The sequence below is a fragment of the Oceanimonas doudoroffii genome (assembly GCF_002242685.1).
Classification (GTDB): Bacteria; Pseudomonadota; Gammaproteobacteria; order Enterobacterales; family Aeromonadaceae; genus Oceanimonas; species Oceanimonas doudoroffii.
This window is the reverse complement of record NZ_NBIM01000001.1, coordinates 1,713,133-1,723,183: the sequence shown is the minus strand read 5'-3', so window position 1 is coordinate 1,723,183 and position 10,051 is coordinate 1,713,133. Positions and strand designations below refer to the sequence as shown.

General features: G+C 60.9%; 6 protein-coding genes. 4 read left to right on the top strand and 2 right to left on the bottom strand.

Annotated features, from left to right (window positions below; translation table 11 throughout):
* The first annotated feature begins 1 nt into the window (after position 1).
* The 4 genes from bcsZ to B6S08_RS18695 all read left to right on the top strand — a co-directional run bounded on the left by bcsZ (position 2) and on the right by B6S08_RS18695 (position 6,962).
* Positions 2-1,093 (top strand): cellulose synthase complex periplasmic endoglucanase BcsZ, encoded by a 1,092-nt coding sequence (gene bcsZ, locus B6S08_RS07980; protein ID WP_094200186.1) that lies wholly within the window; start codon positions 2-4, stop codon positions 1,091-1,093.
* Entirely contained in the window at positions 1,084-4,533 is a 3,450-nt protein-coding gene (gene bcsC, locus B6S08_RS07975; protein ID WP_094200185.1) for a cellulose synthase complex outer membrane protein BcsC, read from the top strand. Before bcsZ ends, bcsC begins: the two co-directional genes overlap by 10 nt.
* Positions 4,534-4,900: 367 nt before the next feature.
* Positions 4,901-6,736, top strand: coding sequence for a GGDEF domain-containing protein (locus tag B6S08_RS07970; RefSeq protein ID WP_169716375.1), 1,836 nt, complete (start codon positions 4,901-4,903; stop codon positions 6,734-6,736).
* Between the two features lie 130 nt (positions 6,737-6,866).
* The gene (locus tag B6S08_RS18695; RefSeq protein ID WP_094200183.1) at positions 6,867-6,962 is read left to right on the top strand and encodes a DUF4113 domain-containing protein; all 96 of its coding nucleotides are present in this window, start codon (positions 6,867-6,869) and stop codon (positions 6,960-6,962) included.
* Positions 6,963-7,031: 69 nt separating this feature from the next.
* Here B6S08_RS18695 and B6S08_RS07960 read toward each other — a convergent pair whose 3' ends face one another.
* Both B6S08_RS07960 and B6S08_RS07955 read right to left on the bottom strand, forming a co-directional pair.
* Positions 7,032-8,453 carry a sodium:solute symporter family protein gene (locus tag B6S08_RS07960; protein ID WP_094200182.1) on the bottom strand — a complete coding sequence of 474 codons (1,422 nt, stop codon included), beginning with the start codon at positions 8,451-8,453 and terminating at the stop codon, positions 7,032-7,034.
* Positions 8,454-8,552: 99 nt separating this feature from the next.
* Complete coding sequence (locus B6S08_RS07955; protein WP_211284203.1) at positions 8,553-10,040, bottom strand: aldehyde dehydrogenase; 1,488 nt, start codon at positions 10,038-10,040, stop codon at positions 8,553-8,555.
* Between the last annotated feature and the right edge of the window lie 11 nt (positions 10,041-10,051).

The window sequence follows — 10,051 nt, the reverse complement described above, 5'->3', positions numbered from 1 at the left end:
GATGAAGGCGGTCGTGCTGGCACTGCTGTGGCTGCTGATGCCCCTGCCGGCTTGGCCGGCCTGTGACTGGCCGTTGTGGCAGCAGTACAAGGCGGCCATGATGAGTGAAGACGGCCGCATTATTGATCATTCCTCTGCTCAGGCCATCACTACCTCGGAAGGGCAGAGCTACGGGCTGTTTTTCGCCCTGGTGGCCAACGACGCCACCGCCTTTGCCAGCCTGCTGAGCTGGACCCAGAACAACCTGGCCCAGGGGGATCTGAGCGCCCGGCTGCCGGCCTGGCAATGGGGGAGGGCCAGAGAAGGCGGTTGGCAAGTGCTGGATGACAACAATGCTGCCGATTCGGATTTGTGGATTGCCTATAGCCTGCTGGAAGCCGGACGACTGTGGCGACGGCCGGACTACACACGTCTGGGACGAGAGCTGCTGTGGCGTTCCGCGGCCCAGAGCCTGCGCCTGATGCCGGGGCTGGGGCTGGGGCTGTTGCCCGGTAACGCCGGCTTTGACAAGGCCCAGGGCTGGACGCTCAATCCCAGCTACCTGCCCTTGCCCTTGCTGGCGCGCTTTGCCGGCGAGTCGGTGGTGTGGCAGGACCTGGCCGCCAGCACGCGGCGCTTGCTGCTGAACTCGGCGCCGGCCGGGCTGGCGCCCGACTGGATCCTGTGGTCTGCCAACGGCCGGCCCGGTCCCGGTGAACTCGGCAGCTACGATGCCATTCGCGTGTATTTGTGGCTGGGACTGATGGCGCCGAGTGCCCCGGGACGCGCCGAGCTGCTGGCGCACTACGGCCCCATGCTGACGCTGACCCGGCAGGCCGGAGTGCCGCCGGAGCGGGTTAATGCGGCGACCGGCGCCGCCGAAGGCACCGGCCCGGCGGGTTTTTCCGCCGCCCTGCTGCCCATGCTGACGGCCGTGCCCGGGTTTGAAATGGTGGTGGCACGTCAGCGTGAGCGGCTGCGCCTCAACCCGCCGGCCCCTGATGCCTATTATGATCGCTCCCTGCTGTTGTTCGCGCTGGGCTGGGAGGAACAACGCTATCGTTTCGATGAACAAGGTCGATTACATGTGCCGTGGGAGGATTCATGCGAATAGGTATCTTGTCCAGTATCTGCCTGTTGATGGCTGTCCCGGCCGCCCTTGCTAAGCCTGACAACACCGCCGAGCAGCGTGTCTTGTTGCTGGAGCAATTGCGCACGGGGCAGGCGCTGTACCGGGATGACATGATTGAGAACGCGCTGAGGCGGCTGGCATTACTGGCACCTCAGGACGCCGACGTGGTGCTGGCTGGAATCGAGCTCAGCCTGCGGCGGGGTGATATGGAGCAGGCCAGGGCGGACTTGCAGCGACTGACTCAGGACGGCGATAACCCTCGGCTGCTGCGGCAGGCTCAGGCCATGGTCAATGCCCACGAAGGCGAAGGCCGGGCGTTGCGGCAACAGGCACAGCTGCTGGCGGCCAGTGGTCAGCCCGAGCAGGCCATGGAGCTCTATCGGCAATTGTGGGGTGACGAACCGCCCGGCCTGAACCTGGGACTTGAGCACTGGCGTACCCTGGCCAGCGTGGACGGACAGCGCCCCCAGGCGATGGCTCGGCTGCAGCAACTGGATGCGCGTTATCCTGGCAATCCCGAGTTGCGTTTGCTGTTGGCCAGGCTGTGGCTGGCGGAAGATAAGCCTCAGCCGGCACTGGCGCTGCTGGGAGAGCTGGCCGGCAACCCGACGGCGGCCAACCGGGCCGCCGAGCTGGAATACAACTACCTGGTCGAGCTGCCGGTCTCGGCGCAGAGCGAGGCTCTGTGGCAGCGTTTTCTCAGCCGCTATGAGGGCAGCAGTTACGAGGCCGGCGGACGGCGCCAGTGGCAGCAACAGCGGGCCTTGTTGCAGGATCCTGCCTGGCAGGACGGGCAGCGAGGCATTGCCCTGGCGCAACAAGGGCGCTACCACTCGGCCTTGCCCCGGTTGCGCCGGGCGCTGCAGGGCTATCCGCAAGATGCCGCCCTGCACGGTGCCCATGGCCAGACGCTGATCCAGCTGGAACGCTACGCCGAGGCTGAAGCCGCGTTGGGGCGAGCGGTACGGCTGGAGCAGGATGGCAGGGTTATCGCCAAGTGGCAGGAGCTGCACCGTTATGCGCAAAGCCTGGTGTGGCACGATCGTGGCCGGCAGGCGCTGGCCAGACAGGAGCCTGACCGGGCCCGGGGCGCCTTTGAGCAGGCACGACAGTTGCGTCCCGGCGACGTGCTGCCCTTGCTGGGTTTAGCCGATGTGGCCCTGACGCAGGGACACTGGGCCGAGGCCGAGCAACGGCTGGAACAGGCGCGTAAACTGGCGCCAAACGATGCCCGGGTAGTTTATGCCCTTACCGACTTTTATCGCCAAACGTCACCGAAGCGGGCCTTGGCCGTGCTGGAGTCTCTACCGGCCGGTGTCCGCCGGGAATACAATGATTTGGAAAACCGCCTCAGGCTGGAGCGGCTGGCGCAGGAAATTGAGCAGGCCAGGACAGGGGGGCGAACTCATGACGCCATTGCCTTGTTGCGCAAATCAATACAGATTGCCCCGCCTCAGCCATGGAAGGCTTATGAGCTGGCGACGTTGTTGTGGCAACAAGGGGATACCGAGGAAGCGACGGCGGTATTTCCCCCTTTGCTGCGTTCGCACGGAGACGATCCCCAGGTTCGCCATGCCCATGCCCAGTTTCTGGCGTCATATGACAACGATGAAGCCGCCCTTTCCAGTCTGCGACATATTTCTCCTGACGCCTGGTCTGATGGCATGCGTGAGCTTTTTGTTCGTCTTGAAGGAAGTCTGCGCCGGGAAAAGGCCACACAATTGCGTGAGCAGGGTCATCACGAACGGGCGCTGGCACTGCTGACGCAATCGGGAACGGTGGAAGATCACCTGTTGCAGGCCGGCTGGCTGATGGAAGACGGAAAATACCGGCAGGCACTGGCCCTGTATGAGCAACTGAGCCGCGAGCACCCCGATAATACCGAAGCCTGGCTAGGGGTGGCGGAAAGCCGGCTGGCGTTGCAACAGCCTGGCGCGGCTCGGCAGTGGCTGCAGGAGCATTCCCTGCCTAATGATGCCAGTGTGAACCAGCGGCGTCGCTATATCAACTTGCTGGTCGGCAGCGGTCAATCTCGGCAGGCGGAGCAGCTGATGGCAGGGTTGCTGGATGAGGCGCCGACGGACCCCTTACTGTTGCGGGATGCGGCCCGCCTGCAGCCCGTGCCAAACCGGGCCCTGTTGCTCTATGGGCGCGGGCTGGCAGCCACCGGGGAGCTGGCGCCCGATGCCCTGGCCCCCCTGGATGGGGCCGCCCTGACCCAGGCCAGCCGGGAACGAGCGGAGGATGACTGGCTGCAGCGCAGCCTGAAGCGGGAAGCGGCCGATCTTTACCGCCGGCAGAATGCTACCCTGCAAGTTCAGCATGATTTGGGCTGGCGAACCGACAATAACCCGGAAGGGGTTAATGATCTCAGTCTGAACACCACCATGGTGAGGGCCGAATGGCCCTGGGTGAACGGCCGGGCCTGGGTGCAGGCCGAGCACATCAGGCTGAATACGGGCTCGCCCGCCGCCGATGATCGTTTCGGCGCCTGTAATGCTGTGGGCAACTGTGCGACCGGCTCCCTCGATACCTCGGGCTCCGCACTGGCGCTGGGCTGGCAGGGAGAGGCGTGGAGCTGGGATCTGGGCCACACCCCCCAGGGGTTTGAGGTAAGCAACTGGCTGGGCGGGCTGAGCTACGCCGGCGACTGGCGCGATATTGGTTACAGCATAACGCTGTCACGGCGGCCCATGAGCAACTCTCTGGTGTCTTATGCCGGCGCGGTCGATCCCGTGACCGGCCTGAGCTGGGGGGGCGTGACCGCCACCGGCCTGACCCTGGGCCTGAGTCGGGATCAGGGAGGGAAGGACGGCGTCTGGGCCAGCCTGGGTGCCCACCAGCTCGAAGGGGAGCGGGTGGACAACAACCGCCGTTTCAGCGCCATGACCGGCTACTATTATCGCCTGACCGATACACCGAATGAGCAATTGCGGGTGGGCGCCTCCCTGCTGTATTTCCACTATCAGAAGGATTTGAGTGAAGACACCCTGGGCCAGGGGGGGTACTACAGTCCGCAGCACTACCTGTCGGTGGGGCTGCCATTACGCTACGGTCAGCGCAGCGGACGTTGGTCCACCACCCTGGAGGCTTCGCCGAGCTGGTCCTGGTCTCGCTCCGAGGGTAATGATCTATATCCCGGCCAGTGGTCTGCCATTGCGGACAGCGGCAAGCCCTTGCTGGCGGGTGCGGCCCGGCGCAGCGATGACGACAGCAACAGCGGTCCCGGGCTGAGCCTGGCGGCCCGGGGGGAATACCGGCTGAACGAGCGCTGGATTCTGGGCGGGGGCCTGAACTGGCAGGTGAGCGAGGACTATGCGCCCGGTCACGGGTTCCTGTATCTTCGTTATTACCTTCAGCCCTGGCTGGGAGATCTGGACTTTCCGGTTGAGCCGCTTGCCCCTTATGCGGAGTGGCGCTAAGCCATTATTGGCAATTCGTCATCAGCCGGTTTTAAGTGTTGTCTTTTTTTAGTTCAATAAGCAAAGCTGTCACTGAAAAACGCCTTGTTTCACCGGAAACAAGGCGTTTTTTATTTATCTCAATGACCTGTCCGTTATTTCAATGCCGTAAAGTGAACCTCACTCTGGTATGGTCACCGATTTAACCGGTCACTATGACCGTGATTAGTGTGGCGGAATAATGATGTTTAAACGGATGGTGCTATGGTGGCTGATAGCCTGGACCTTACTGGGGCTGGGCTTGTGGGTTGGAAAGGCGATTTACGACAACGGGCTTCAGCAACAGGCGCTAAACCGCCATCAACATCTGATAAAGGCTGCCAGAACCATGTTGCACGAACACCTAATGGTGTCCGTTCAGGATACTCAGCAGCTCTCGGCGGTGGCCTTTGAACTGGGCTATCTGGATAATCCTACCGAGCAAAACCAAGAAATGCTAAAACGGGTATTTCTTGACAGTGCCGCCATTTATGGCCGCTATGATCAAATTCGTATACTGGATCTGAACGGTCACGAGCGTATTCGCGTTAATAATTCCAACGCAGGTGCCGAGGCTGTGCCTGAACTCAGGTTGCAAAGTAAACGGGATCGCTATTACGTTCAGCAGGGGCTGAAGCTCAGTCCTGGGCAGGTTTACCTGTCGCCGCTGGATCTGAATAAAGAGCGAGGCGAGCTGGAAGTGCCCTTCAAGCCCACCCTGCGGTTGGTGCGCATGATGAAAAGTGCCACAGGTGAGCCTGCCGGCCTGCTGGTGCTTAACCTCAAGGCCGCGGGTATGCTCAATCAGTTTATTGAGCTGTTCCCTGAAGGCGACCGGGCCATGCTGCTCAATGCTGATGGCTACTGGATGGTGAACCATGAGCCGGACAATGAATGGGGCTGGATGCGTGAACAGCCGGAACTTACGGTTGCCAACTGGGAGCCGGCGCTATGGCAGCAGTTACAGCAGTCCCGGTCGGGCAGTCTGCATCTGGAGCAAAACTTATTTACTTTTCATTGGCTGGATATTGCCAATATCTACGAAAGTACTTCCGTTGCGCGATACATAAACGATCTCGGCCTGGTAAGTGATGTGCAGGCATCTCAGTGGGCCATTCTGGTGGAGTCTGATCAGCAAAGGTGGCAGTCGGTGGCTATCTATCACCGCCCCTGGTTCAAGGGAGTCCTGGCTGGCTGTTTTGCGTTGGTACTTCTGGTGGTGTATCTGATCGTGCGTAATCGGGAACAGGCACGGGAAAAAGCCGTACTGCAGCGTGAACAGCTGGACAATTTCAGGGATCTCTATGAAAACGCTCCCATTGGCTATATCACCTTGACCCAGGATGGACGCATTACCAACGTCAACAGGCGCACCCTGGAATACCTGGGCTACCGGCGTGAGGAGCTGATTGACCACATGCACCTGGCCGAGCTGATGGAGGTGCATTCGCTGGAACAGGCACAAGCCATGCTGGCCAGCATGATGGAGGGGGAAGAACGTTATCAACGAATCAGGATCAACGCCAAAAACGGTGACACTCTGGTGATGTCCTGCAGCGTGTCGTCGCGCTTAAGTGACGAGCGTACCCTGGAACTGGGTCGGTTCAGCATGCAGAACGTCAGTCAGCAGGTTTATATGGAACAACAATTGAAAGAGCTGGCGTTAAAGGATCCTCTGACTGGTGTGGCCAACCGACGTTGGTTTGATGAGCAGGCCGAGCGGGAGATGACCCGAGCCCACCGGACCGGCTCGCCGCTGACGCTGATGGTGATGGATATCGACTATTTCAAAAAGATCAATGATACCCATGGTCACGATGCCGGCGATGAAGTACTCAAGGCCCTGGCGGAGCATTGTCAAAGCATCATTCGGCGAGCGGATCTGCTGGCCCGCTTTGGCGGCGAGGAATTTGTGTTGTTGTTGCCCGACACGTCACTGACACAGGGAATTCACAAGGCTGAATCCATTCGTCACGCCCTGGCCAGTTTTCGTGTCATGGGAGCAAATGAAACTGAAATCCGGTTTACCGTATCGCTGGGGGTGGCCGCAGTATCAAGCCGTCATGCCGACATCAAGACCTTGTTCAAGGCCGCCGACGACGCGCTCTATCAAGCCAAGCAAGCCGGTCGCAACCGGGTGTGTGCCGCCGCTCTCGGTCATGAGCATGACCGGTTAGAGCGCTGAACACGTGGCTGCTATCACTCGAAAATGCACTGTTTTTATATGCAGTATGTTTTGGTGGTGGAAATGGCAATCCTGATGGGGGCGCATAAGGCATTTTTGAATCCATTTCTGCTGGTAGACCGGGCGTCCCGTGGCTTTCCCGGCCCGTCCCGGGATCACGTGGAGCAGGGCATTCCTGTCGCCGGCCTACACCACCCGTATCAGCGATTTGCCACGCGTGTATTAAGGCCGGCAGACGCCGGCGTGATTGCTCATGCCGGCGTCTGCTTTGGCGGGAGGAAATTAACGGAGCCGGCTATGCTCGCGCTTTTTGCTGCCGGGGAGACAGGATCACCGGCAGCAGCAGCAGGGCAATGGGCAGACCGATGAAAATGGGGTGAATGCCAAAGGGCTGACCGATCAGCTGCCAGCCAACCGCCGAGCCCAGGCCTGTCCACATGGCCAGAATGCCGGCGGTGCGGTTCAGCTCCTTGGCCAGCAGGGCGGCGATGGCCGGCACCAGCACGCCACAGACCAGCATGGCGCTACCCAAAATCCAGATGGAAACCAGCTTGGGCGCATACAGGGCCAGACCGGCGGAGAGCAGTGACATGATCACCACCGAATGACGGCTGAGGCGCAGCAGCAGCTGGTTATCCTGGGCTTTCTGTGTGTTCAGGCGGGGACGGATAATGTCGTTGGCAATGGACGAGGCGCCGGCAATAAAAAAGGAGTCGGCGCAGGACACCACGGTAGCCAGCAGCACCACTATCATCAGGGCGATCATGGGCAGCGGCAGGGTGGCCTTGAGCACCGCATAAAAGGTGAGATCCGGATTGGCCACGCTCAGGTTCATGCCCAGATAGGCAAAGCAACCAATCAGTACCGCCGCCCCGGCCACCAGGAAGTTAAACACCACGGCCACACTGTAGCTGGTATAAGCCACCTGAGCGTTTTTGGCGGCCCAGAAGCGTTGCCACAGATCCTGGCGCACAAACTGATAACCCCCTATGGTCAGCAGGTAAATAAACAGGTCGCTGGTATCAATGCCGGTGAGGCTGAGAAAATCTTCCTGGCCGGTCAGTTTGTCACTGATAGCGATGTTCTCCCAGCCGCCCGAGGCCTGATAAACAATGGCGAGCAGCAGGAAAATACCCAGGGTTTGCAGGGTGCCCAGAATGGCGTCAGACCAGATCACCGCCTTCAGACCGCCCAGGTAGGTTTTCAGTGTCAGCACCAGCCAGGTGAGCATAATGCCATGGGCCATCTTGAGGTCGAAGAGCAGGTTAAGCACGGTGGCAATGGCGACAAACTGCATGCCGGTAATGGCCGAATAGGCGCAGACCATGCTGATCACCGTGGGCAAACGGGCGCCATCACCGTAACGGTTCACCATAAAGTCGGCCAGGGTCACCATCTTAAAGCGCTCGCCATAGGCTCGAATACGGCGCACCAGGAACAGCAGCAGAATGCCGGCAATGGTAATGGCGCCGGGCAGCCACATTTGTCCCAGGCCCTGCTGAAAGCCTTTAGACATAAAACCGAGCAGGGTGGAGCCGCCGACGGCGGTGCCCACCAGGGTGCAAATCATGGGAAACATGCCGGTAGCACGGCCGGCCATGTTGAAGTCGTCATAGGTCTTGATTTGACGGAAAAAATAGTAGGACAGGCCAATCAGGCCCAGGGCGCATAGCACCACCACAACGGAAAGAACGAAAGTATCTGCAGCTGAAAACATCACAGCACCATCCTTGTTGGTTTAATCGATACTTGAGGCCGGCGAAACCCCACCGGCCCCTAGTAAGTGTGACCCGGTTATTCAGGTCTGGAGGCAGGCCTAATCCAGGTGCATCCAGGTGGTTTTGAGATCGGCATATTTGCTCAGGGCATGGAGCGACTTGTCGCGTCCGAACCCGGATTGCTTGACGCCACCAAAGGGCACGCTGATATCGCCATCGGCATAACAGTTCACCCACACCAGGCCGGCCCGCAGTCGTTTCGAAACTCGATGCGCGCGGCCGAGATCCCGAGTCCACAAACCGGCGCCCAGGCCATATACGGAATCATTGGCCAGGGCGATGACCTCTTCTTCGCCGGTAAAGCGGGTCACCCCCAACACGGGACCGAATACCTCGTCACGCATCAGGGTCTGGTCATGCCGACCTTCCAGTATGGTTGGCGGCAGATACCAGCCTCCGGCAACCGGTGCCGTGGTATTGCCACCGGACAGCAGTTTCATGCCTTCATCCTGGGCCAGGGCAATATAGTCCTGCACCCGCCGGTATTGGGTGGCATCCACCATGGCGCCCATGGGGGAGTTGGGGTCCAGTGGGTTGCCCGGCTGCATTTGCGCCGCCGCCGCCGTCAACAGCGACAAGAACTCGTCATAGATGGCATCCTGAACATAGAGTCGGGAGCCGGCAATGCAGACCTCGCCCTGGTTGGTAAAGATGCCGGCGGCAGCGGCCCGGGCCGCCGCCGCCAGATCCTTGCAGTCATCAAACACGATATGGGGAGACTTGCCGCCGCACTCGAGCCAGACCCTTTTGAGGTTGGAGTCACCGGAGTAGTGCATAAAGCGCTTGCCGGTTGCGGTGGAGCCGGTAAAGGCCAGGCAGTCGACATCCATATGCCGGCCCAGGGCCTGGCCGGCCACGGCGCCCAGCCCCGGCGTGACATTGAATACCCCGTCCGGCAGCCCGGCCTCGCCGGCCAGGGCCGCCAGCCGCAGAATACTGAGGCTGGACTGCTCGGCGGGCTTGAGCACCACACTGTTGCCCATGGCCAGTGCCGGGGCAAACTTCCAGGCGCTGATCATCAGCGGGAAATTCCACGGGGTGACGGCAGCCACCACGCCGAGCGCCTCGTGGGTCAGGGTGGCGTGTACATGGTCGGCGGTCGGTGCTATCTCATCATACTGCTTGTCGAGGGCCTCGGCATACCAGGCCACGCAGCGTGCGGTTTCCGCCAGATCAAAGCTCAGGCTGTCGGCGATGGGCTTGCCCATCTCCAGGGTCTGTAACAGGGCCAGCTCTTCCGCGTGCCGTTCAATCAGGGCGGCAAAGCGCAGCAGGGTCGCCTTGCGCTCACGGGGCGCGCGCCGGGACCAGCTGCCGGATTCAAAGCTGCGGCGGGCGGCGGCCACGGCACGGTCAATGTCCTGCTGGCCGCAGGCGGTCACTTCCGCCAGGGCTTCGCCGGTGGCCGGATTGCGGGCGGTAAAGGTGGCGCCGTCGGCGGCGGCCATATAGGCGCCGTCAATATAGGCGCCGGTAGGGATCTCCAGCCGGCTGGCCAGTCGCTCCCAGTAAGTCAGATCATGCAAGGTCATGGAGA

Excerpts from the sequence above, each read along its gene's own strand:
- bcsZ (WP_094200186.1), top strand. The coding sequence starts at position 2 with ATGAAGGCGGTCGTGCTGGCACTGCTGTGGCTGCTGATGCCCCTGCCG.
- bcsC (WP_094200185.1), top strand. The coding sequence starts at position 1,084 with ATGCGAATAGGTATCTTGTCCAGTATCTGCCTGTTGATGGCTGTCCCG.
- B6S08_RS07970 (WP_169716375.1), top strand. The coding sequence starts at position 4,901 with ATGTTGCACGAACACCTAATGGTGTCCGTTCAGGATACTCAGCAGCTC.
- B6S08_RS07960 (WP_094200182.1), bottom strand. The coding sequence starts at position 8,453 with ATGTTTTCAGCTGCAGATACTTTCGTTCTTTCCGTTGTGGTGGTGCTA.